The sequence below is a fragment of the Myxococcales bacterium genome (assembly GCA_016717005.1).
Taxonomy (GTDB): domain Bacteria; phylum Myxococcota_A; class Polyangia; order Haliangiales; family Haliangiaceae; genus UBA2376.
In genome coordinates, this window is sequence record JADJUF010000001.1 from 222,121 (window position 1) to 245,046 (window position 22,926).

At 73.8% G+C, this 22,926-nt stretch carries 17 protein-coding genes; 5 read left to right on the forward strand and 12 right to left on the reverse strand.

All coding sequences use genetic code 11. The features are described from left to right. Positions 1 to 30: 30 nt before the first annotated feature. Positions 31 to 1,617 (forward strand): carboxypeptidase regulatory-like domain-containing protein, encoded by a 1,587-nt coding sequence (locus tag IPL61_00950; GenBank protein ID MBK9029905.1) that lies wholly within the window; start codon positions 31 to 33, stop codon positions 1,615 to 1,617. A 17-nt stretch (positions 1,618 to 1,634) separates the two neighbouring features. Here the strand turns inward: IPL61_00950 and IPL61_00955 are convergent, their stop codons facing one another. From IPL61_00955 to IPL61_00980, 6 genes are all read right to left on the reverse strand, one after another. Beyond that, positions 1,635 to 1,820: a hypothetical protein gene (locus tag IPL61_00955; protein ID MBK9029906.1), complete on the reverse strand. Its 186-nt coding sequence runs from the start codon at positions 1,818 to 1,820 to the stop codon at positions 1,635 to 1,637. Positions 1,821 to 1,850: 30 nt separating this feature from the next. Beyond that, complete coding sequence (locus IPL61_00960; protein MBK9029907.1) at positions 1,851 to 2,477, reverse strand: CoA transferase subunit B; 627 nt, start codon at positions 2,475 to 2,477, stop codon at positions 1,851 to 1,853. A 163-nt stretch (positions 2,478 to 2,640) separates the two neighbouring features. After that, complete coding sequence (locus tag IPL61_00965; GenBank protein ID MBK9029908.1) at positions 2,641 to 3,357, reverse strand: CoA transferase subunit A; 717 nt, start codon at positions 3,355 to 3,357, stop codon at positions 2,641 to 2,643. Next, positions 3,354 to 4,616 (reverse strand): aminotransferase class III-fold pyridoxal phosphate-dependent enzyme, encoded by a 1,263-nt coding sequence (locus tag IPL61_00970; GenBank protein ID MBK9029909.1) that lies wholly within the window; start codon positions 4,614 to 4,616, stop codon positions 3,354 to 3,356. Before IPL61_00970 ends, IPL61_00965 begins: the two co-directional genes overlap by 4 nt. Further along, positions 4,613 to 5,713, reverse strand: a complete 1,101-nt coding sequence (locus IPL61_00975; protein MBK9029910.1) for a hypothetical protein — start codon at positions 5,711 to 5,713, stop codon at positions 4,613 to 4,615. The genes IPL61_00970 and IPL61_00975 overlap by 4 nt, the downstream gene beginning before the upstream one ends. A gap of 218 nt (positions 5,714 to 5,931) precedes the next feature. After that, positions 5,932 to 10,599, reverse strand: coding sequence for an aldehyde dehydrogenase family protein (locus IPL61_00980; protein MBK9029911.1), 4,668 nt, complete (start codon positions 10,597 to 10,599; stop codon positions 5,932 to 5,934). Positions 10,600 to 10,781: 182 nt separating this feature from the next. Between IPL61_00980 and IPL61_00985 the strand changes: the two genes are divergently transcribed. The 4 genes from IPL61_00985 (at position 10,782) to IPL61_01000 (ending at position 14,531) form a co-directional block, all read left to right on the forward strand. Beyond that, positions 10,782 to 12,554, forward strand: a complete 1,773-nt coding sequence (locus IPL61_00985; protein ID MBK9029912.1) for a SpoIIE family protein phosphatase — start codon at positions 10,782 to 10,784, stop codon at positions 12,552 to 12,554. Positions 12,555 to 12,660: 106 nt separating this feature from the next. Further along, positions 12,661 to 12,834 (forward strand): 50S ribosomal protein L33, encoded by a 174-nt coding sequence (rpmG, locus tag IPL61_00990; protein ID MBK9029913.1) that lies wholly within the window; start codon positions 12,661 to 12,663, stop codon positions 12,832 to 12,834. 160 nt (positions 12,835 to 12,994) lie between these two features. Then, positions 12,995 to 13,231, forward strand: a complete 237-nt coding sequence (gene rpmB, locus IPL61_00995) for a 50S ribosomal protein L28 (GenBank protein MBK9029914.1) — start codon at positions 12,995 to 12,997, stop codon at positions 13,229 to 13,231. Between the two features lie 19 nt (positions 13,232 to 13,250). Next, complete coding sequence (locus IPL61_01000; GenBank protein ID MBK9029915.1) at positions 13,251 to 14,531, forward strand: hypothetical protein; 1,281 nt, start codon at positions 13,251 to 13,253, stop codon at positions 14,529 to 14,531. A gap of 4 nt (positions 14,532 to 14,535) precedes the next feature. Here IPL61_01000 and IPL61_01005 read toward each other — a convergent pair whose 3' ends face one another. The 6 genes from IPL61_01005 to IPL61_01030 form a co-directional block, all read right to left on the reverse strand. Beyond that, positions 14,536 to 15,165 (reverse strand): CHRD domain-containing protein, encoded by a 630-nt coding sequence (locus IPL61_01005; protein MBK9029916.1) that lies wholly within the window; start codon positions 15,163 to 15,165, stop codon positions 14,536 to 14,538. A 262-nt stretch (positions 15,166 to 15,427) separates the two neighbouring features. Further along, on the reverse strand, positions 15,428 to 15,682 hold the full coding sequence (locus tag IPL61_01010) for a hypothetical protein (protein MBK9029917.1): 255 nt from the start codon (positions 15,680 to 15,682) through the stop codon (positions 15,428 to 15,430). Continuing rightward, entirely contained in the window at positions 15,679 to 16,905 is a 1,227-nt protein-coding gene (gene odhB, locus IPL61_01015) for a 2-oxoglutarate dehydrogenase complex dihydrolipoyllysine-residue succinyltransferase (protein MBK9029918.1), read from the reverse strand. Before odhB ends, IPL61_01010 begins: the two co-directional genes overlap by 4 nt. A 47-nt stretch (positions 16,906 to 16,952) precedes the next feature. Continuing rightward, complete coding sequence (locus tag IPL61_01020; GenBank protein MBK9029919.1) at positions 16,953 to 19,712, reverse strand: 2-oxoglutarate dehydrogenase E1 component; 2,760 nt, start codon at positions 19,710 to 19,712, stop codon at positions 16,953 to 16,955. An 88-nt stretch (positions 19,713 to 19,800) separates the two neighbouring features. Beyond that, positions 19,801 to 21,519: a GMC family oxidoreductase gene (locus IPL61_01025; protein ID MBK9029920.1), complete on the reverse strand. Its 1,719-nt coding sequence runs from the start codon at positions 21,517 to 21,519 to the stop codon at positions 19,801 to 19,803. A gap of 311 nt (positions 21,520 to 21,830) precedes the next feature. Further along, on the reverse strand, positions 21,831 to 22,925 hold the full coding sequence (locus tag IPL61_01030) for a hypothetical protein (protein ID MBK9029921.1): 1,095 nt from the start codon (positions 22,923 to 22,925) through the stop codon (positions 21,831 to 21,833). Between the last annotated feature and the right edge of the window lies 1 nt (position 22,926).

A 22,926-nucleotide genomic window follows, 5' to 3' on the forward strand; every position in this document is an offset into this window, starting at 1 on the left:
GGCGTCGACGACCTGGATACAATCGATCGCATGCGCGCACTCCTGCTCTCGATCGTGGTCGCGGCGGCCGCGGCCTGCGGCGGCACCTCGAACCCATCGCTGTGTGATCAGAACCCAGCGCCGGCCGAGTGCGCGGCGACCTGCGATCCGACGCCCGGCGCCGCCAACACCTGCGCCGCGGGCTTCCACTGCGGCGGCGACGGCCACTGCACCGCCGAGTGCACGCAGGGCGGCAGCGAGTGCGGCACCGGCCGACACTGCACGCCCGACGGCCGCTGCCTCGACGACGGCGCCTGCGTCGGCCTCGGGTGCGACATCGTCGACTGCGGCGCGCTGGGCATGCCGCCGACGACGATCTCGGGCCGGGTGTTCGCGCCCAACGGCACGCTGCCGCTGTACGGCGTCAACGTCTACGTGCCCAACGCCGCGCTGCCCCCGACGACCGACGGCGCCGTGTGCGATCGCTGCAACGACAACCTGCCGGGCTCGCCGGTGGTCCAGATCGCCACCGACGAGAACGGCGACTTCACGCTGACCGACGTCCCGGTCGGCACCAACATCCCGCTGGTGATCTCGATCGGCAAGTGGCGGCGCACGCTGACCATCCCGACCGTCGCGCAGTGCACCGACAACCCGCTGACCGCGGTCGAGACCCGGCTGCCGAAGAACCGCAGCGAGGGCGACCTGCCCAAGATCGCGATCTCGACCGGCAGCGCCGACGCGCTCGAGTGCCTGGTCCGCAAGCTCGGCATCGACGACGCCGAGATGGGCACCGACGGCGCCGCCGCCCGCATCCACCTCTACGCCGACAGCGGCGCCGGCGGCGGCCAGGGCGCGAACTCGTTCCGCAACGGCTTCCCGGGCGGCTCGGGCACCTTCGCCAACTCGACGACGCTGTGGAACACGGTCGACAAGCTCCGCGGCTACGACATCGTGATCCTGTCGTGCGAGGGCGGGCAGCACCCCGAGACCAAGCCGCAGGCGGCGATGGACGCGCTCAAGGCCTACGCCGACCTCGGCGGGCGCGTGTTCCTGTCGCACTGGCACAACATCTGGATCGAGGGCAGCACCCGCGGCGGCGGCACCCAGGCGCCGGCGGTGTGGTCGGGCCCCAACGGCGTCGCGACCTGGAACGACAGCGGCCCGAACTTCAACACGCCGCCCGACACGATCGACGAGGTCAACAACCCCAAGGGCAGCTCGTTCGCGACCTGGATGCTCAACGTCGGCGGCTCGCCGGCCCGGGACGTCATCCCGATCGAGGCCGGCACCGGCCGCAACACCTGCGAGGCCGTCGACAACAGCAAGGCCGAGCGCTGGGTCTACTGGGAGAACGGCGGCAACCAGTTCCCGCAGATGTTCCAGTTCACGACGCCCAACGAGGGCGCGGTCAGCGAGCGCTGCGGCAAGGTCGTGTTCTCGGACATGCACGTGTCGGGCGACTCGGACTCGCGGTCGGGCACGCCGTTCCCGAACGACTGCGCGACCTCCGACCTGACCCCGCAGGAGAAGGCGCTGGCGTTCATGTTCTTCGACATCGCCTCGTGCGTGGGCCCGCCGATCGGCAAGGCCGCCCCGGCCGCCGGCGACTCGGCGACCAGCGCCTCGAGCCTGTAGCGGCCGCGCCGCGCAGTTCAGATCAGCGGCGCGCCGCCGCCGCGGTCCAGGATCAGCCACGCGCCGCCGCCGCGGTCCAGGATCAGCCACGCGCCGCCGCCGCGGTCCAGGATCAGCCCCGCGCCGCCGCCGCGGTCCAGGATCAGCCACGCGCCGCCGCCGCGGGTCAGCTCAGGCACGTCCGCGCGGGTCCGCTCAGCCACGGCCGCCACCGCGCGGCGCCGCCGAGCGGTTCAGATCAGCGGCGCGCCGGTCAGCCGCGCGACCTCGGCTCGCTCGACGCCGGGTGCCAGCTCGATCACCTTGAAGCAGCCGTCGGCGGTCGGATCGAACACGCCCAGCTCGGTGATCACCCGGCTGACGACCTTGGTCGCGGTCAGCGGGTAGGTGCAGGTCGCGACCAGCTTGTGCTCGCCGTCCTTGGTGGCGTGCTGCATGACCGCGATGACCCGGCGACACCCGCTGGCCAGATCCATCGCGCCGCCGATGCCCATGACCTTGCCGCCCGGCACCGCCCAGTTGGCGAGATCGCCGCGGGCCGAGACCTGCATCGCGCCGAGGATCGCCAGGTCGACGTGGCCGCCGCGGATCATCGCGAACGACTGCGCCGAGTCGAAGGTCGAGCCGCCCGGCAGCACGGTCACGGTCTGCTTGCCGGCGTTGATCAGCTGCGGATCCTCCTCGCCCTCGTACGGGAACGGGCCCATGCCGAGCAGGCCGTTCTCCGAGTGCAGGAACGCGTGGCCCTCGGGCAGGTAGTCGGCGCACAGGGTCGGCAGCCCGATGCCGAGGTTGACGATCGAGCCCGCGGGGATCTCGGCGGCGGCGCGGCGCGCCATGTCAGCTTTGGAGAACGGCATGGCTAGTGCTCCGACCGGGTGGTGGTGAACCGTCCACGGAGCCGAGGCGCTCCATGGGCAAGGCGCGACGACGACGGGCTACTCTCCGTAGCTCGAGGAGTTGGAACGCAGCCCATGGAGATGGATCGGCTGCGTGGCGGCTCAACATCATCCGGTCGGAGCACTAGGCCTCCCGCGGGCGCGAGGTCTTGTACTCGAACGGGTCCTCGTGCTCGGGCACGTGCACGATCCGGTGGACGTAGAGCCCGGCCAGGTGGACGTCGTCGGGATCGATCGCGCCGACGTCGACCAGGCGATCGGCCTCGACCACGGTCGTGCGCGCGGCCGTGGCCATGATCGGCGAGAAGTTCCGCGCGGTCCGGTAGAACCGCAGGTTGCCGAACGTGTCGACGGTGCGCGCGCGGATCAGCGCGAAGTCGGCCGGCAGCGCCCGCTCGAGCAGGTAGGTCCGGCCGTCGAAGTCGCGCTGGTCCTTGCCCTCGGCGACGACGGTCCCGGCCCCGGTCGGGGTGTAGAACGCGGCGATGCCGGCGCCGGCGGCGCGCATGCGCTCGGCCAGGGTGCCCTGGGGCGTGACCTCGACCGCGATCGCGCCCGACGCCATCCGGCTGTGCAGGTCCTCGTTGGTGCCGAGGTAGCTGCAGATGACCTTCTTGACGATGTCGGCGCGGAGCCACGTGGCCAGGCCCTTGCCGAGGTTGCCGGCGTTGTTCGACACCAGGGTCAGGTCCTTGACCCCGCGCTCGACCACGCCGCGGATCAGGGCCTCGGCGTTGCCGCACAGCCCGAAGCCGCCGACCATCACCGTCATCCCCGACTCGAGACCGTCGAGCGCGGCCGCGACCGAGTCGCGGACCTTGTGGTGGTGTCGTCCGGTCACGAGGCGGTCCCTCCGAAGGCGATCACGGCGGCGTCGCCGAGGCTGCGGACGCCGCGCACCAGGTCGGCCTCGTCGATGCACAGCGGCGGCGACACGATCGCGGTGCCGCGCTTGCCGTCGACGTGCAGCGACAGCCGCCGCGCCGCCAGCTCGGCGCTGAACCGGGCCCAGGCCGCGGCCGGGGCGTCGAGGTCGAGCACGCCCAGGAGGCCGAGCCCGCGCGCGAACCCGGGCACGGCGAGGCGCGCGCGCACCGCCTGGAGCTCGGCCAGGAGCACCGGGCCCAGGCGCGCGGCGTTGGCGTACATGCCCTCGTCCTCGTAGACCTGCAGGGTCTCGAGCGCGGCGGCGCAGCCGACCGGGTGGGCGTAGTACGTCAGCCCGCACGCCAGCAGGCGCTCCTCGAAGTGCCGCGCGACGCGCTCGTGGACGATCACCGCGCCGATCGGCTGGTAGCCCGAGGCCAGGCCCTTGGCGCAGGTGATGATGTCGGGCACGACGTCCCAGTGCTGGAAGCCGAACGGCTTGCCCAGGCGCCCGAACCCGGTCAGCACCTCGTCGGCGATCAAGAGCGCGCCGTCCTCGTCGCACGCCCGCCGCATGATCGGCCAGTAGTCGTCGGGCGGCACCAGCACGCCGTTGGCGCCGGCGACCGGCTCGAGCACCAGCCCGGCGAAGCCGCCGCCCTCGAGGCGCATGGTCGCGCCGACGTTGGTCGCGCACTCGCGCTTGCAGGTCGCGAGGGTGTGGCCGAACGGGCACCGGTCGCAGTAGCAGTCGGCGACGTGGACGACGCCGGGGATGCTCGGCTCGAGCGGCGGCCGGCGCCAGTCGCCGGTCAGCGCCAGCGCGCCCATCGTCGCGCCGTGGTAGCTGCGGTAGCGCGACATCATCTTGTAGCGGCCGGTGATGAGGCGCGCGATCTTCATCGCGTTCTCGGTCGCCTCGGACCCGCCGAGGGTGAAGAAGACCTTCGTGAAGCCGGGCCCGGCCAGGGCCAGGAGCTTCTCGGCCAGCGCGGTCTTGGCCGGGAACACCGCCGACGGCGAGGCCACGCACAGGCTGTCGGCCTGGCGCTTGATCGCGTCGATGATCCGGCGGTGGCCGTGGCCGGCGTTGACCTGGTAGCTGAGCGAGCCGAGGTCGAGCCAGCGGCCGCCGTCGCCGGTCGTGAAGAACGCGCCGTCGCCGCCGGTCAGCTCGAAGCCCTTGGCGGTGGTCTGCGACGACCACGTGAAGAAGAACGGGTGCTCGCTCATGTCGATGCTCCGTCGAACTCGAACTCGGTGGGCGCGACGTTGGTGATGAACCCGGCCTGGGCCCAGACCGTGCGGGTGTCGAGGTTCATCGCGATCGCGCCGCAGGTGGCGGTGCCGTGCGGGTTCTCGGGCGTGGCCATGTTGGTGCACACGCTCTTGGGCCAGCCGTCCTGGCTGCCCATGCGCAGCCAGGCGTCGTCGAGGTCGCGGATCGGCGCGCGCAGGCTGGCGGTCAGCCAGGCGTAGCGCTCGCGCGTGGTCGAGGTCGGCGAGATCGCCGACACCGCCGCGACCTCGGGGTCGAGGCAGTGGTTGGTGTGGCAGTAGCTCGGCGCCGGCGCCTCGGGCGTCGACTCGAACAGCTGCTTGCGCAGCACGCCCGAGGTCTCGATCGCGTACGCGTCGTTCCGATCCGCCACGAAGTAGTGGTGGCCGGAGCCGATCGGCGCGCCCAGCACGTGGCGGCGCGCGGCGTCGGCCGAGCGCTGGTGCAGCGCGCGGCGGACCACGGCCGGCCAGACCGCGCCGACGGTGGCGTCCTTCGAGTACAGGTTGTTGATCCCGATCGCCACGCCGGCGCGGTTCATGCCCGCCAGGCCCAGGCACCCGGTCAGCGTCAACAACCAGGCCTCGGGGCCGGCGTCGGAGTCCGGCACGTGCAGCATCATCACGTACGGGATCGACGTGGCGTGCATGTCCCAGGTCTGCGCCAGGATGCGCCCGGTCGGGGTCTCGGCCCAGATGACCGAGCACCCGCCCTCGCCGGCCTCGGGCGCCGGCTGCCACTGCGCGCGATCGGGCGACAGGTCGCGCAGGTCGGTGTAGTGGTTGGCCACGACGATCTCGGCCGGCGTGACGTCGGCGCCCTCGGCGAGGCCGAGCAGCTCCTCGTGCAGCCCGGCGTCGTAGCGCTCGAGCACCGGCAGGTGGGCCGCGGCCGCGTCGAGCACCGCCGCGCGGTCAGCGAAGCCGCCGATCCGCGTGCACAGGAACGTCCGGATCGCGGACAAGGCCTTGACCTCGCCGCGGTACGACTCGCCGTGGATCCGGCCCCACGCGCGCGGCGTGGCGCCCGCGGGCAACTCGAGGACTCTCATGGGTGACTCCCGCGCGCCGCCGCGCTCGCGACCGACGCCGATCTCGGTCCTGTGTCCGATCCCGATCCCGTGTCCGATCCGGATCCCGATCCGGATCCCGATCCGGATCCCGATCCCGATCCCGATCCCGATCCCGATCCGGATCCCGATCCCGATCCGATCCGATCCCGATCCGGATCCCGATCCGGATCCCGATCCCGATCCCGCGTCGCCCGCGCTCACGGCTTCCACTCCGCCAGCGCCGCGCCCAGGCGCTCGGCCACCGCCGTCGCCTGATCGAGCGCGGGCACGACGCCCAGCCGCCCGGCCGGGAACCGCCGCAGCGTCAGCCCGTGGGCGGCGACGTGCGCGTGCAGGCGCTCGGCCGCGTCGCCGGCGTGCAGCACGCGGTACAGGCCCAGGCCCGCGTGCGGCACCGCGCCGGCGGCGAGCGCGCGATCGAGCGCGGCCGCGCCGGCGCCGACGTCGAGCGTGCGCGCGGCCCGGAGCTGGTGGTGGTTGCGGACCAGCGACAGCTCGTCGCCGTCCCAGGTCGACACCAGCGCGAGCGGCACGGCGTTGAACCACTTGCTCGCGACGTGGAGGTAGCCGGTCTGCCCGCCGCCCCACCACGCCAGCACGTCGGGGCGCGGGCCGGTCGGGAACGCGAACGCGCCGGCGCCCGAGCGGTACATCGCGGTGGTGTGCTCGACCGCGACCAGCGGCACGCCGGTGTCCTTGCGGATCGCCGCCAGCCCGTCGAGGAAGTCGGCGGGCAGCGCCCAGCCGGTGCGCTCCTGGACCCGCTCGAACACGATCCCGAACACGTGGTCGGGGCCGCCGGCGGCCGCGATCGCGGCGCGGATCGCGTCGAGCGCGACCGCGGTGCCGGCCTGGGTCGGGTGCGGCACCCGCGGCCACGCGAAGTGGCCGGGGCCGCCGCGGTGGACCTCGGGATCGGACAGCGAGCGACAGCTCGCGACGGTGTGGCCGAGGTAGCCGCCGGCCAGGCCGATCGCGACCGTGGCCTGCGTGCGCGCGGTGCGCAGGAGGCGCAGGGCCTTGTCGACGGTCTCGTCGCGCGACGACGTCACGTAGATGTGCGGCAGGTCCGGCGCCAGCGCGCCGATCCACTCGAGCGCGCGCACCATGCCCGGCGTCACGTAGTTCATCAGCGTGATCTTGTTGACGGCGGGGCCGTACAAGAGCCCCGCCCGCTCGGCCGCGCGCAGGCTCGCGGGCGGCGTCGCCAGGACCCGGGTCAGGCCGCTCGACGCGTCGAGGTTCGCGCCGCGATCGCCGCCCCAGCGCGCGCGCTTGTCGGCGGCGACCGCGTCCTGGTGCTCGGCCGACGGCGCGATCGCGCCCAGCGGGATCCGGTAGTAGATCGCCTGGCCCTCGGGATCTTCGTACTGCCCGGTCAGGACCGCGACCACGTGGGCGCCGAACACCCGGTTGAGGTGGGTCATGTTCGCGGTGCGCCCGACCCGGTTGCGGCCGGTGACGTGGGCGTAGCGCGGGGCGCCGTCGGCGCGGCGGCGGCCGACCGCGTCGCGCAGCTGCATCTCCTTGAGCTTGCGGCCGATGCCGCTGCCTTGATAGCCAGGCGCGACCGTGACCGACACCGAGTACATCGTGTTGTGCTTGCCGAGCATCGGGTCGCGGTCGGGCCCCTCGACGTCGTGGCTGGCCTCGAGCGGCGCGCCGATCGCGAACGCGATCAGCTGGACCGCGTCGCCGGCGGTCTTCTCGGCCACCAGGAACGAGCCCTCGGCGTCGTCGAGCGCGTCCTTGATCTCGGCCGGCGGCGTGCGCCGGGCCGGCTCGTAGACCTGGTACTCGATGTCGAGGATCGCCGGCAGGAGCGCCATCGCCTCGGCCGGCGGCACCAGCCGGAACGTCACGTCGGCGGGCAAGGTCGGCGCCACCGACTCGGCCGGCTCGGCGATGTCCTCCCACTCGGGCGGCTTCTTGCCCGGGTGCGCGTCGATCCACGACAGCGACCGCCGGACCGCGTCGAACAGGAGCTCGATCTCGCGGCCGCCGAAGGTGTCGGCGAGGCGGTAGCGCGCGGTCCGGGTGCCGGCGGCGAAGACGATCGCGCCGCGCCAGAAGCGCTGGCCGATGAACGCGTTGAGGTGGGCCGGGGTCGGCAGATCGAACGCGAACGCGTAGCCGCACACGCGCGGCGCGCTGACCAGGTGCGGGAACGCCCGGGCGATCGCCTCGAGCCGCGGCCGGACCTGCTTCTCGATGCGGGTCGCGGCGTGCGAGGTCGACATCATCTCGGCGTGGATGCGCCCGCGCACCAGCGACGCGTTGTGGGCGCTGGCCGGCTCGGGATCCTCGAACCGCGACATGACGACGCCGACCTGGGCGCGCTTGGCGAAGCAGATCGCGTCGGGGTAGTCGGGCTGGCCGCGGCTGGTCAGCAAGCGGAACCGGGTGTGCCACGCGAACGACCCGCCCAGGCCGAAGCCGCACTGGACCTCGTCGAAGATGAGCGGCGTGTCGTGGAAGCGCGTCAGCAGCCGCAGCGCCCGGAAGAAGCGCGCGGTCGCGTAGCGATCGCCGCCCTCGGACTGCATCGGCTCGACCGCGACGCAGTAGTGCTGGCCGTCGGCGAGCGCGGCGTGGACCGCGGCCAGGCTGCGGACCTCGGCCGCGAGCAGCGCGTTCTCCTTGGCGTCGCCGAACCGCTCGATCAGCTCGTCGATCGCGCCGGCCGCGCACGCCGCGTAGAACCCCGACGGCGCCTCGGGCTCGTCGCCGGGCGTCGCCCACACCGGGAACGGCGCGAACGTGGCCTCGTAGCCGGGCAGCTCGAACGGCGCGCGCTTGCTCGGGCTGTGGGTGGCGTGGATCGTCAGGAGCGCGCGGCCGTGGAAGCTGCCCTCGAACGCGAGGATCCGTCGCGCGTCGGGTCGCTTGCTGTGGATCCGGCACAGCGCCAGCGCCTTCTCGTTGGCCTCGGCGCCCGACGCGACGAACGTGACGTGCGGCAGCCCCGGCACGAGGTGGCGCAGGGTCGCGGCGTACTCGGCCGCGGCCCAGGTCTCGCCGACCGCGGTGTCCTCGTTGCTGGTCAGCGTGTCGCCGAACTCGCCCTCGACGAGGGCCTGGACCACCGGATCCTCGGCGAAGCCGCCGCACACGGTCGCGGTCTGGGCCATCGAGTCGAGCACGCTCAGCGGGTGGGCGTCGATCGACACGAACCACGGCCCGGCCGAGCGCAGGTGGTCGAACACCGCCGGCTTCTTCTCGCGCACGACCCGATCGCCGGCGTAGAGCCGGATCAGCCAGCGGTCCGAGTCGGGCATGACGCCGCCCTTGGGCCGGCGCAGGCTCATCGGCCGCGGGTCGTCGATCAGGGTGCGGGCCGCCTCGACCGCGTCCTCGGCGACGTGCTGGCGCTCGAGCCGATCGAGATCCGGCGCCGGCAGGTGATCGGCGAGCATCGGGTGCGTGGCGATCGTGCCGATGACGTTGTCCTGGACCGCGACCGGGACCACGACGTTGCGGTGCGCGGTCGAGCCGGCCGGGCGGTAGTTGCCGCTCTTGCCGGTGCCGCCGAACGGCAGGCGCGGGCTCGCCAGGTTGGTCGAGCGGTTGCGGTTGAGGATGCCCGACGTGGTCTCGCGGTAGATGCGCTCGAACCGCGCGGTGTCGTTGGTGAACACCGCGTTGGCGAACCCGTAGGGGCTGGCGTTGACCACCGCGATGGCCTCGTCGTCATCGTCGATCAGCTCGACGCCGAGATCGGGCCCGAACAGCTCGACGTCGGTGTAGCCGGGCGCGTCGTGGGCGCCGGCCGGCAGCACGTGCAGCGACGCGGTCCGGTAGAAGCCGCCGTCGCCGCGGGCGCCGGCGATGACCGGCTCGGCCCCGGCCGCGACCGCCGCCGCGAGCGCGCGCTCGAACCGATCGCGCCCGGCGGCCGTGGCGATCGGGCCGGCGAAGCTGGCGGCGTCGTCGGGGTGGCCGAAGCGCAGCGCCGGGGCGCCCTTGCGGAGCGCGTCGAGCAGCGGCGCCGCGAGCGCGCGGTGGACCAGCACGCGATCGGTGGCGGTGCAGCGCTGACCGGCCGACAGGTAGCCGCCGACCAGGATCTCGTGGGCGGCCTGGCGGACGCTGGCGTCGTCGAGGACGATCGCGGTGTTCTTGCCGCCCATCTCGAGCGCGACCAGCAGCTCGGGCCGATCGAGCGCGGCCTCCTGGATGCGCCGCCCGACGGCGTAGCTGCCGGTGAAGCACAGGCCCTTGACCCGGCGATCGGCGACCAGCGCCGCGCCGACCGCGCCGGTGCCCAGGACGAGGTTGAAGACCCCGGGCGGGAACCCGGCCGCGGCCGCGGTCTCGGCGTAGCGCTGGCCGGCCAGCGGGGTGATGTCCGACGGCTTGACCACGACGGTGTTGCCGGTCAGGAGCGCCGGCACCACGTGGGCGTGGCACAGGTGGATCGGATAGTTGTACGGGCCGATCACCGCGACCACGCCCAGCGGGTGGTAGCGGAGCTGCTCGTGCGGCGAGCCGGCGATCGGCCCCTCGCGCAGATCAGCGGTGGCGAGCGCGCGCGCCACGTCGAAGCGCGCCAGGACCGTCTGCACCTCCTGCCGGGCCTCGGAGCGGATCTTGCCCGTCTCGAGGACGATGGCCTCGACCAGCTCGTCCTGGCGCGCGGCGATCGCGTCCTTCCAGCGCCCGAGCACGACCGCCCGCTCGGCGAGGGTCAGGCCGCCCCAGGCCACCGCCGCCGCCGCCGCCGCGTCGCACGCGGCGGTGACCGCGCGCTCGTCGCCGGCGGTCTCGAACACGACCGCGCCGTCGGCGGCCGGGTTGTGCGAGCGGAGCGCGGCGCCGCTGGGTGACACGAAGACTCCGCCGATGAAGTTGCCGAGGGCGTTCACCGAGGCTTCGTACCTGGGTGATCACGGGCGGTCAAGGAGGCCCAGGGCACGCCCAGTTATCCCATTAATCTCGGAAAGATAGGAGTGACACGAGGACCCGACCACTCCCACGCCGCGGCCGGACCCGACAGATCCCCGATCGAGGTGTGCGATCCCGCGTCGGTGGTGTATCTACACGCGACGTGACGGTCCTCGTCTTCATCGCCGGCCCCAACACGGGGCGACGGTACGCGCTGGGTGAAGGTGAGTACGTCATCGGGCGGCGCTCGGACTGTCAGATCTTCGTGCCCGACATGCGCGTGTCGCGTCAGCACGCCCGGGTGCGCCCCGCCGGCCCGCGCTGGGAGGTCGAGGATCTGGGCTCGAACAACGGCACCTGGGTCAACGGCGCGCGCATCGCCGGCGCCCAGGTGCTGCGCCACGGCGACGAGATCACGATCGCCTCGAACCGCATCCGGGTCGAGGGCCCGGAGGAGACCGTGGCCACGCCGTCGTCGGGCGACGCCCGGCTGACGATCGTCGACGCCAAGGGCTCGGTGCTGCGCAGCCGCGAGGAGTCGGGCACGCACAGCCTGGTGCGCTCGACCGGTGTGCTCACCTCGTCGACCGAGCTGCGCAACCTGCGGCTGCTCGAGCGCAAGCTGACCGCGCTGACCGCGATCCTCGACGCCGCGGCCAAGACGCCCGATCCCGATCTGCTGCTCGAGAGCGTGCTCGACCCGCTGCTCGACATGTTCCCCGACGCCGACACCGTCGGCGTCCTGGTCGAGGAGGAGCGCACCGGCGAGCTCCAGGTCAAGCACCACAAGAGCCGCGTCCGGGGGTTCGCGGGCGGGCTGCGGGTGCCGGGCACGATCATCACCCACGTCGTGCAGGACCGCCGCGGCGTGCTGCTCGGCGAGTCGGCCCCGGCCGTCGGCGGGGAGGTCGCGGGCACCCGCATGGGCGCGCCGCTGTCGGCCCACTCGTTCGACTACGGCGTCATCTACGTCGAGGGCAAGGCCGCGGGGTTCCGGCAGGAGGACGTCGACCTGCTCCAGACCGTCGCGTACCAGACCGCGCTGGCCATCCACGCCGCCAAGGTCGCGGTGCAGCTGGCCCACAAGGACCGGCTCGAGCGCGACTTGCGGGTGGCGCGGCAGATCCAGCGCTCGCTCTTGCCGGCGGTGGTCCCGCAGGTGGTCGGCCTCGACTTCGCGGTCCACTACGAGCCGGCCTACCAGATCGGCGGCGACTTCTACGACTTCATCTGGCACGACGAGGGCCACCTCGGCGTCGGCATCGGCGACGTCGCCGGCAAGGCGATCTCCGCGGCGCTGTACATGGCCCGGCTCTCGAGCGAGCTGCGCAGCCGGGCGGGCCTGGCCCGGACCCCGGCGCGGCTCTTGCGCCGGGTCAACGAGGAGATGGTCAAGCTCGGCGACGACGGCATGTTCGCGACGCTGGTCTACGCGATCTACGAGCTCGAGACCCGGACCCTGGTGTTCACCAACGCCGGCCACTGCGTGCCGCTGCTCCGGCGGGGCGAGCGGGTGTTCCCGCTCCAGGCCGATCGCGCCCACATCGCGCCGATCGGCGTGGTGCCCGACCTCGAGGTCGGCGAGGCCCGGGTCCAGCTCCACGCCGGCGACATGATGGTGCTGGTGACCGATGGCATCCTCGAGGCCCGCGACGCGCGCGGCAATGAATACGGGATGATGCGACTTTCGCGCCGCCTCCGGACGGCCCGGGGATCGGCCGAGGACGTGGTCAAGGCCATCCTCCAGGACGTCGACAGCCACGTCGGCTCGGGCGGCCTGACCGACGACATCACCGTCGTGGCGATGGGCATCGACGAGCGCCGCGCCCGCCGCCGGACCTCGACGGTGCCCGGGGTGCCGGTCGAGCTCGGCCAGGACCCGACCCCGACGCGGCCGGGCGTGCCCCCGCCGCCATCCACCGGACGACCGGGCTGATCCGGCCCCGGGGGTTGAAAAGCCCCCACGGCTATGCCATAAGCGCGAGCCCGTCCGGCAGTCCCTGCCTGACGGTCTTGACTCTCACGATTGCGGAGCACCTGTCATGGCGAAGAAAGGCAAAGGCGGCCGCGAGCTCATCCGGCTCGTCTCCACCGCGGACACCGGTTACTTCTACACGACGTCGAAGAACCGCAAGCGGACGCCCGACAAGCTCGTCTTCAAGAAGTACGACCCGGTCGTGCGCAAGCACGTCGAGTTCAAAGAGTCGAAGATCTGATCGACCGGAGGGTGCTTCGCAGAGACCCTCCCCCGGCACGCGCCGGCCCCACGTTCCAGCCAGATCCTACCGTCGCAGGGTCCGGATGGCCCCGCAGCCCCCGCGCAGTCGTCCGCGCAGATCCTCGGTCCCGTTTCCTGAATCGTCTTTGGAGTTCGCCATGTCGCGCGTCTGTGAAGTCACCGGTAAGAAGCCGCTCGTCGGCCACAACGTCAGCCACTCGAACCGCCACACCAAGCGGCGCTTCGAGGTGAACCTGGTCACCAAGCGGTTCTGGCTCGAGGGCGAGAAGCGCTGGATCACGCTCAAGCTGTCGACCCGCGCGATGCGCACGATCGACAAGCGCGGCCTCGGCGCGGTGCTCGCCGACATGCGCGCCGCCGGCAAGAAGATCTGACGGGCGCGCGAGGACGCCGATGCCTTCGGCGTCCCTCGATCGTGCGCGGCTGCCACGCCTGACGGCGCTGGCGGCCGTCCTGCTTTTCGGCGCCTGCCCTCGCCCGGCGCCGACCCGCCCGGCGGCGGTCGCGCAGGTGGCCTGGGGCGTCGACGGCCGCGCCGCGCTCGCGGGCGTCGCGATCGTCGGTGACGTCGGGTACCTGGCCGGCGGCCGCACGCTGGCGCGGGTCGACGGCGGCGCCCCGACCTGGTCGATCGACCTGCCCGCCGACGGCGGCGCGGTGGCGGCGACCGACGCGCTGGTGGCCGTGGCCGTGGCCGGCACGGGCCCGCTCGACGGCCTGCCCCTGGGCCTGCGCGGCGAGCCCGGCGCGGCGATCATCGCGCGCGCGGCCCGCGACGGCGCCGCGCGCTGGCTGGTCGGCGTCGGCGCGACCGAGTGGGTCACCGTGCGCGCGCTGGTCGCCCGCGGCGACGGCTTCGCGCTGGCCGGCACCTTCGCGGGCACGCTGCGCATCGGCGACCACGTGCTGACCAGCGCCGGCAGCGCCGACGGGTTCTGGGCCGTGCTCGGCGCCGACGGCGCGGTCCGCACGGTCCACCGGATGGGCGGCGCCGGCGCCGACGCGGTCGCGGGGATCGCCGGCCTCGCCGACGGCACGCTCGCGATCGCCGGCACCTACGCCGGGCCGGCGGAGCTCGACGACGCCGCCCTGCCCGCCCTGTACGACACCGACGCCGCCGACGGGTTCGTCGCGGTGGTCACCGACGAGGGCGCGATGGTCTGGGCCCGCACCTGGGGCGGCCCCACCGGCGACGCCTGCGCCGGCGTGGTCGCCACCGCCGATGGCGTCGCCGTGGCCGGCACGGTGCGCGGCGTCGCCGACGTCGCCGGACGCCGGGTCGAGGCCCGCGGCGCCGCCGACGGCCTGGTGACCTACTTCGACGCGCGCGGGTCGGTGCGCGCGACCGTGATCGTCGGCGGCGCCGACTTCGACGGCGTCACGGCCATCGCCGGCCACGGCGACGACGTCGTCGTCGGCGGCTGGTTCTCGGGCACGCTGGCCGGGCCGGCCGCGGCGCTGGTCGCGATCGGCGGCGACGATCCGATGGTCGCGCGGGTGCGGCCCGAGGGCGTGGTCGCGCTCACCGCGCTGGCCAGCCCTGGCGCCGCCACGATCCCCGCGATCGCGGCCGACGATCGGGGCTGGCTGGTCGCGCTCACCAGCGCGACCGCGGCCCGCTTCGCCGACGCGGCGGTGCCGGCCGGGGCCTCGGCCCGCGCCAGCCGCTGGTAGCGCGTCAGCGCGCGCGCCGACGCCGCCGGCCGACCAGCGCCAGGCCCAGCGCCGCGAGCGCGAGGGAGCCCGGACCACCGCCGGTCGCGCACCCGCCGCAGCCGCTGGCGTCGAGATCGGCCCCGGCCGCGTCGGCGCCGCCGCCCGCGCCCGCGTCGCCCACCGAGGCGTCGACCGGCGGCGGGCAGGCCGAGCCGCCCTCGTCGATCTGGCCGCGCAGCTCGCCGTCGGGGTACGTCGACGAGTGGATGTCGAGGTACCACTGCCCCGCCAGGATCTGATCCTGCTGGACCTGCGTCAGCGTCAGCGAGCCGTCCTTGGGGCTGCCGGCCGGCAGCGTGAACAGCACGGGCCCGATCGCCCCGCGCGCCGCCGGCCCGTGGATGTGGGCCTCGGTCTCGGCGCCGGTGAAGCCGCTGAACGTGATGCTGTACGTCAGCGGCCCACCGGCGTAGTCCACCTGCAACCAGCCGCGGCCGCTCGCGGCGCTGGGCGTGGTCGGGACGCCCTGACAGCCCTCGAGCACCACCGCCCAGGTCCGCAGCGGCGGCGGCGACTCGGCGCGGACCGCGCCCGTCGCCGCCAGCCAGACCACCGCCACGATCCACGACGCGCGTCCACCAGAGATCTTCATGGGCTCAGTATTTCCGGGGGCGCGGCCCGACCGCAACCGGCGCGTGGGCTCGACCCGCGCGCGCGTGCGAGCGGTCACCACCGCGACGTCGGCGCCCGGGGTGTCGCGCGCGTCACAGCGATCGGCACCGCGACCGCACCGCGGCCGGCATCGCGATCGCCCGCTCGCGTCCGCGATCGCACGCGATCGGCACGACGATCGGCGCCGCGCGCCTCCGCGATCGGCACGACGATCGGCGCCGCGCGCGGCACGATCGGCCCGCTCACGGTCGCGGCGGCGGCGACGCGCAGTCGCGCCGGCACGACGCCTCGATGGCCTCGATGCTCGTCGCGACCATCTGGCGATCGCGGACGCACGCGTTCACGCACGCGCTGTCGCCAGCGTCGCGCGCGCCGGCGTCGAGCGGCGCCGCCGCGCCGCCGCGGTTGTCGACGGGCGGACGCGGCGCGGCCTCCCGCGAGCACGCGACCAGGCCCGCGAGCGCCAGCACCCGCAGCGCCCGCGCCGCCACGGTCACAGCCCCAGCAACAGGCGGTCGGGCGCCTCGAGCCGATCCTTGACGGCCACCAGGAACGACACCGCCTCGCGCCCGTCGACGACGCGGTGATCGTAGGTGACGGCGACGTACATCACCGGCCGGATCGCGATCGCGTCGCCGACGACCATCGGCCGCTTGACGATGTTGTGCATGCCGAGGATGCCGGTCTGCGGGTAGTTCAAGAGCGGCGTCGACATCATCGAGCCGTAGATGCCGCCGTTCGAGATGCTGAACGTGCCGCCGGTGAGATCGTCGATCGCCAGCTTGCCGGTGCGGGCCTTGTCGGCCAGGGCCGCGATGCCGCGCTCGACGCCGGCGAAGTCGAGCTGGTCGCACCCGCGCAGCACCGGCACGACCAGGCCCTTGGGCGTCTGGACCGCGATGCCGAAGTCGTAGCGCTTCTTGTAGATGATCTTGTCGCCGGCGAGCTCGGCGTTGAGGCCGGGGAACGCCTTGGCCGCGCTGACGCACGCGCGCACGAAGAACGACATGAACCCGAGCTTGACCCCGTGGGCCTTCTCGAACGCGTCCTTGTAGGTCGCGCGCAGGTCCATGATCGCCGTCATGTCGACCTCGTTGAAGGTCGTCAGCGACGCCGACTCGTGCTGCGCCTGGACCAGCCGCTCGGCGATGCGCTTGCGCAAGGGCGACATCGCGACGACCTCGTCGCCGGGGTGGACGACCGGCGCCGGCGCCGCGGGCCGCGCGGCCGGGGCCGCGGCGGGGGCGACCTCGGCCGGCAGCTCGCCGCGCTCGCGCGCCAGGCGGCGCTGGGACGGCGGCAGCCGCAAGAGCGCGTCCTCGTCGAGGGCGGGCGTCGGCGCGGCCGCGCGCGGCGGAGGCGTGGCGGGCACAGGCGCGGCCGTGGCGGGGGCGACCGGCGTGGACGCGGCCGCAGCGGGTCTGGGCGGGGCCGCAGCGGGCGCGGACGGCGCCGCGGCCGCCGGGGGCTGGGCGACCGCGACCGCGCCGGCGGTGACCGTGCCGACCAGATCGTCGACCCGCACGGTGGCGCCGGCCTCGACGGTCTGCTGCGCCAGCACGCCGGCGACCGGCGACGGCAGCTGCACGGTGATCTTGTCGGTCTCGAGCTCGACCACCGGCTCGCCGTCCGCCACCGCGTCGCCGGGGTTCTTGAGCCAGCGCCCGATCACCGCTTCTGTGATCGACTCGCCGAGTGGGGGGACACGCAGATCTGCCATGAGGGACTCCGTTTCGACACGCGCGCGGTGCGCGATGAGCTCGGGGTTCAGCCGAACGCCTGGGTGAGGATACGCGCCAGCTCGAGGGCGTGGGCCTTGTGCGAGCCGGTCGCGGGGCTGGCGCTGTCGTCGCGACAGACCACCCGCACCGGCCGATCGAGGGTGGCCGCGAGCCGCGGCGCGATGAACGTGGCCGCGCCCATGTTCCCGGGCTCGTCCTGGACCCACGCCACGTCGACGTCCGCGGCCAGGCCGACGACCGCGGCCTGGACGTGCTCGGCCCGCAGCGGGTAGAGCTGCTCGATCCGGATCACCGCGGTCGTGGTGTCGCCGCGCTTGCGGCGCTCCTCGATCAGCTCGTAGTAGATCTTGCCGGTGCAGAACAGCACCCGGCGCGCGGCCGTGGGCGCCACCTCGGCGTCGGCCAGCACCCGCTCGAACGTGCCGGTGGCCAGCTCGGCCAGGGTCGAGATCGCCGCCGGCAGGCGCAGCAGGCTCTTGGGCGTCATCACGATCAGCGGCTTGCGCCACGGGCGCTTCACCTGTCGCCGCAGCAGGTGGAACATCTGCGCCGGCGTGGTCGGCTGCACGACCTGGATGTTGTCCTCGGCGCACTGCTGCAGGTAGCGCTCGAGCCGCGCGCTCGAGTGCTCGGGCCCCTGGCCCTCGTAGCCGTGCGGCAAGAGCATCACCAGGCCCGAGAGCCGGTTCCACTTGTCCTCGCACGACGTGATGAACTGATCGATGATCACCTGGGCGCCGTTCGCGAAGTCCCCGAACTGCGCCTCCCACAGCACCAGCGCGTCGGGGTAGTCGAGCGAGAAGCCGAACTCGAACCCGAGCACGCCGGCCTCGGACAGCGAGCTGTCGTAGACCCGGGCCAGGCCCTGGTCGGCGTCGAGCCCGCCCAGCACGAGGTGCTCGGCGCCGGTCTTGATGTCGGTCAGCGTCGCGTGGCGGTGGCTGAACGTGCCGCGGCCGCAGTCCTGGCCGCTCAGGCGCACGTTGTGGCCCTCGACCAGGAGCGTCGCGTACCCCAGCATCTCGGCCATGCCCCAGTCGAGCGGGCGCTCGCCGCGGCCCATCTGCGCGCGCTGATCGAGCAGGCGCTGGACCTTCGGGTGCGCGGTGAAGCCGTCGGGCAGGCGCACCATGCGCTCGACGATCGCGCCCAGGCGCTCGACCGGCACGCCGGTGTCGACGTCGGGCACGTTGGCCGCGGGGCCGCCGGCGTAGCCGCGCCACAGCCCGCCCAGCGCGGCGTTGCGCGGCCGCCGGGTCGACGACCGGGCGGCGGCCAGCTCGGCGTCGAGCGCCGCGGCCCGGGCCGCGGTCAGCTCGCCGATCGTCGACGCGGTCACGACGCCGTCGGCGATCAGGCGCTGGCCGTAGGTCTCGAGCACGCTCGGGCGCTGCTGGATGCGCTGGTACATGAGCGGCTGGGTGAAGCTGGGCTCGTCGCTCTCGTTGTGGCCGTACTTGCGGTAGCAGTACAGATCGATCACGACGTCGGTCGCGAACGCGGCCCGGTACGCCATCGCCATCTCGCAGACGTCGGCGACCGCGTCGAGGTCCTCGCCGTTGACGTGCCAGATCGGGCACTGGACCATCTGCGCGACGTCGGTGGCGTACGGGGTCGAGCGCGACTCGTTGGGCGACGCGGTGAAGCCGACCTGGTTGTTGACGATCAGGTGGACCGTGCCGCCGGTGCGGTAGCCGGCGAGGTTGTAGAGCTGCAACACCTCGGTGACCAGGCCCTGCCCCGCGAACGCCGCGTCGCCGTGGATCAGGACGCCCATCACCTTGCTGCGCTCGAGGTCGCCGTGGCGCTTCTGCTTGGCGCGGACCCGGCCGACCACGACCGGATCGACCGCCTCGAGGTGGCTGGGGTTGAACGCCAGCGACAGGTGGATGTGGTTGCCGTTGGGATCGACCCGGTCGCACGAGTAGCCGAGGTGGTACTTGACGTCGCCGCCGCCCGACATCGCCTCCGGCTCGATGTCCTCGAACTCGGCGAAGATGTCCCGGGCCGCGCGCTGCATGATCTGCTCGAGCGTCGTGAGCCGGCCGCGGTGGGCCATGCCGAGCACCGCCTCGATCGCGCCGAGGCGCGCGCCGTGGGTCAGGATCAGATCGAGCGCGGGGATCAGCGCCTCGGAGCCCTCGAGCGAGAACCGCTTGGTGCCGGGGTACTTCACGTGGCAGAAGCGCTCGAAGCCCTCGGCGTTGACCAGCAGCTCGAGCGTGCGCCGCCGCGCCGCGACGTCGGCGCGCTTGAGCCGGCGGGTCTCCATGCGCTCGGCCAGCCAGGTGCGCTTGGCCGGCGAGTCGATGTGCGCGCTCTCGACGCCGATCGAGCCGCAGTAGGTCTCGCGCAGCACCTGCACCAGCTCGCGGCCGGTCGCGTGCGGCAGGCCGTGGACGCCGGTCGGCGCGACCGGGCGATCGAGCTGCGCCTCGGTGAAGCCCCAGGTCGCCGGCTCGAGCTCGGACACCTCGACCCGCTCGACCAGGCCCAGCGGATCGAGATCGGCGGCGAGGTGACCGCGGCTGCGGTAGGCGTTGACCAGCGGCCACACCGAGGTCGCGCCGGCGACCACCACCGGCGCGAGCGTGACCGCGCCGGGGCGGCCGTGGCCGTTGGTCGGGCGCGGCGTCGGCGTGTTCGCCGCCGGGGCGGGCATGGCGCCGTCGCGGAACGCCGCCGCCCAGCTGGGGTCGACCGACGCGGGATCCGCGCGGAAGCGCTCGTACATCTCGTCGACGAACGCGAGCGAGCCGGACAGGTCGAGGACATCTGCGGGCATGGCGCGCGGCATACTACCAGGGTCGGCCAGCGTGGCATCCCGGCGCGGGGCAAACGTACCCGACCGCGCCCCGATCGACGTGCGACCGCTACCGTCGGCGGCGGATCTGCAGGCTCGGGCTGCCGCTGTCGGCGGCCGCGCGCTCGATCTCGGCGAGCCGCGCGGCCTCCCAGTCCGGATCGACGGCCGGACGCAACGTCGCGCCATCCTTGACCGGAATCAGGCTCATCGCCCGCTCGGCCAGCGCGGTGATCGTGAGGCTGGGGTTGACGCCGAGGTTGGCGGGGATAGCGGCGCCGTCGACCACGTAGAGCCCCGGGTGCCCGAAGGCCTGGTGGCGGGCGTCGACCACGCCGGTCGCCGGGTCGGCGCCGATGACCGCGCCGCCCAGGACGTGCGCGGTGGTCGGCACGTCGAACAGCACCTCGAACACGCTCGACTTGGGCACGCCGTCGACCTTGCGCGCGAACGCGCGGGCCACCTCGTTGCCCAGCGGGATGTAGGTCGGGTTGGGCGGGCCGTCGCCGGCCTGGGTGTCGAGCGCCTTGCGCCACAGCCGGCGCCAGCGCCGCCGCAGGCCCAGGCCGATCGAGTTGTCGAGGCTCTGCATCACCAGCAGGTACACGCCGCGGCGCGCGGTGCCGAACGGCCACAGCCCGCGCGCGAAGTCGATCGGGTGGCGGACGACGTTGCCGAGGTAACGCAGCCACCGCGGCGTCCGGCCGCCGCCGTCGGTGAGCAAGGTCGACAACGGCGCCATCGCGTCGGCGCCGTCGGAGTAGCGCACGACCTCGACGTGGGTGGTGTCGTCGACGTGGATCGACGAGGTGATCGCGATGCCGCGATCGAAGCGCACGTCCTTGCGCCGCGACGTGACGCCGAGGATCGCCTCGCTGTTGGTGCGCACGGTCCGGCCCAGCGCCGGCGCCAGCGCCGGCAGGCTGCCACGGGCCTTGCACTCGAGCAGGAGCTGGACCGTGCCGAGCACGCCGGCCGCCAGCACGACCTGGCGCGCGCGCACGACCTGGCGATCGCGCGCGACCCAGGCGCCGCTGGCCCGGTGGGTGATCGCGTAGCCGCCGCCGGGCAGCGCGCGGACGTCGTCGACGGTGCGCAGCGGCCGGACCTCGGCGCCGAGGTGCTCGGCGAACCACAGGTAGTTCTTGTCGAGGGTGTTCTTGGCGCCGTGGCGACACCCGACCATGCAGCCGCCGCACAGCGTGCAGCCGCTGCGCGCGGGGCCGGCGCCGCCGAAGTACGGATCGTCGGCGGGCTGGCCCGGTTGGCCGAAGTACACGCCGACCGGCGTCTGCACGTAGCTGGCGCCGGTGCCGAGCTCGTCGGCGATCTCCGCGAGCACCCGATCGGGCTCCTCCTCGATCGTGTGCTGGGTGACGCCGAGCATGAACTGCGCGCGCCGGTAGCACGGCGCCAGCTCGGCCTTCCAGTCGGCGAGGTCGCGCCACGACGGCGCGGCGAAGAACCGATCGGGCGGCACGTAGAGCGTGTTGGCGTAGACCAGCGAGCCGCCGCCGACGCCCGCGCCCGACAGCACGAACACGTCGGACAGAAACGACATCCGCAGGATCCCGAAGCACTTCGCCGCCGGCATCCACAGCGCCTTGCGCAGGTTCCAGTTGGTCTTCGGGAAGTCGCGCGCGGCCCAGCGCCGGCCGCGCTCGAGCACGCACACCGAGTAACCCTTCTCGACCAGCCGCAGCGCCGCGACCGAGCCGCCGAAGCCCGAGCCGACGATCACGAAGTCGTAGTCGAACGCGTCGGTGTCGGCGTCGGCGTCGGCGGCCACGCAGTCACCATAGCCGCATTTTCCGGCTCCGGCCCCGGCTCCGGCTCCGGCTCCGGCTCCGCTCCGGCTCCGGCCCCGCCCGGCCCGGCTCCGGCCCCGGCTCCGGCTCCGGCCCGCCCGCGGCCCGGCTCCGCTCCGGCTCCGGCTCCGGCTCCGGCTCCGGCTCCGGCTCCGGCTCCGGCCCGGCCCCGGCCCGGCTCCGGCTTCCGGCTCCGGCTCCGCCCGCCGGCCCGGCTCCGGCTCCGGCTCCGGCTCCGGCTCCGGCTCCGGCTCCGTTGTCCGAAAACCGGACGATGCGCCCAGGATTCGGGTTACTGGCAGCCGCCCGGCATCGCGCTGATCCACGCGCGGATGAGCGCCACCGACTCGGCGTGGACCAGGTTGCGGCCCAGCGCCGCCATGCGGAACTCGGGATCGGACGACTCGAGGCGGAACACCAGGATCGACGCGTCGGGCTGCCCGGGCACGATGCCGTAGCGCCGCCCGCCGGCGCCGGCGCCGGCCGTGACCGGCGGCTGGCACACGCCGAGGGCCTGGGGATCGGTCTGCGCGCTCGACAGATCGAGGCCGAGGGTGCGCGCGGCGCCGGTCGGGTTGTGGCAGTGGGCGCAGTTGACGTCGAGCCAGGCCCGGGCGCGCGCGGCGAGCGGCGCGGCGGCGGCGTCGATCGCGGGATCGGCGGGCCACATCGACGGATCGACCGGCGCGCCGGTCAGGCGACCGCTGGCGATCAGCTGCGCGAGCTGGTCGCCGGCGCCGTCGAGCGCCGGGCGGTTGAGGTGCCGGGCCTTGGGCCCAAGCGGCGTCATCACCGCGCGGTGCTCGCCGTGGCAGGTCAGGCACTGGTTCGCGTCCGGCACGACGTAGGCGTTGGTGCGGGTCGCGCCGTCGTCGTCGATCCACGACGCGTCGAGCACGTCGCCCGCGGCCGCGAGGTCGGCGTCGGCGGCGCCGTCACGGTAGACGTACGTGGCCGCCTTCCACTGGCCGGTCTGGCGCAGCAGCACCCGGGTCTCGAGGAGGCGCCGCCCGGCGCCGGGGTCGCGCCGATCGTGCGGGTACGCGAAGGTCTTGACCAGCATCGCGCCGACCGGAAACTCGAGCGCGTCGGCGTCGCTCCAGGTCGCGGCCGCGCCCGGCGGCAGGTACAGCCAGCGCTGCTTGTCGGCGTAGTCCGAGAACAGCGGCACCGCGACGTCGTAGGCGTAGAGCTCGGGCGCCGCGACCTGGCCAGGCAGATCGGTGAACAGCCGGTACGTCGACAGCTGCTTGCAGACGCCGGTCGTGGGCATGACCGGGCCGGCGCCGGGCGCGACCTCGCAGTCGGGCATGGCGTCGCCGCCGCCGCACGCCGCGGCCAGCGCGACGACGGCGCAGCCCAGCAGCGAGATCGATCGGCGCGCCATC

What these genes read in the sequence shown, in the direction of transcription:
- IPL61_01005 (MBK9029916.1), bottom strand. Translation starts at nt 15,165, where the DNA reads ATGAAGATCTCTGGTGGACGCGCGTCGTGGATCGTGGCGGTGGTCTGG.
- IPL61_01020 (MBK9029919.1), bottom strand. Translation starts at nt 19,712, where the DNA reads ATGCCCGCAGATGTCCTCGACCTGTCCGGCTCGCTCGCGTTCGTCGAC.
- IPL61_00970 (MBK9029909.1), bottom strand. Translation starts at nt 4,616, where the DNA reads ATGAGCGAGCACCCGTTCTTCTTCACGTGGTCGTCGCAGACCACCGCC.
- rpmB (MBK9029914.1), top strand. Translation starts at nt 12,995, where the DNA reads ATGTCGCGCGTCTGTGAAGTCACCGGTAAGAAGCCGCTCGTCGGCCAC.
- rpmG (MBK9029913.1), top strand. Translation starts at nt 12,661, where the DNA reads ATGGCGAAGAAAGGCAAAGGCGGCCGCGAGCTCATCCGGCTCGTCTCC.
- IPL61_01030 (MBK9029921.1), bottom strand. Translation starts at nt 22,925, where the DNA reads ATGGCGCGCCGATCGATCTCGCTGCTGGGCTGCGCCGTCGTCGCGCTG.
- IPL61_00950 (MBK9029905.1), top strand. Translation starts at nt 31, where the DNA reads ATGCGCGCACTCCTGCTCTCGATCGTGGTCGCGGCGGCCGCGGCCTGC.
- odhB (MBK9029918.1), bottom strand. Translation starts at nt 16,905, where the DNA reads ATGGCAGATCTGCGTGTCCCCCCACTCGGCGAGTCGATCACAGAAGCG.
- IPL61_01000 (MBK9029915.1), top strand. Translation starts at nt 13,251, where the DNA reads ATGCCTTCGGCGTCCCTCGATCGTGCGCGGCTGCCACGCCTGACGGCG.
- IPL61_00975 (MBK9029910.1), bottom strand. Translation starts at nt 5,713, where the DNA reads ATGAGAGTCCTCGAGTTGCCCGCGGGCGCCACGCCGCGCGCGTGGGGC.
- IPL61_00960 (MBK9029907.1), bottom strand. Translation starts at nt 2,477, where the DNA reads ATGCCGTTCTCCAAAGCTGACATGGCGCGCCGCGCCGCCGCCGAGATC.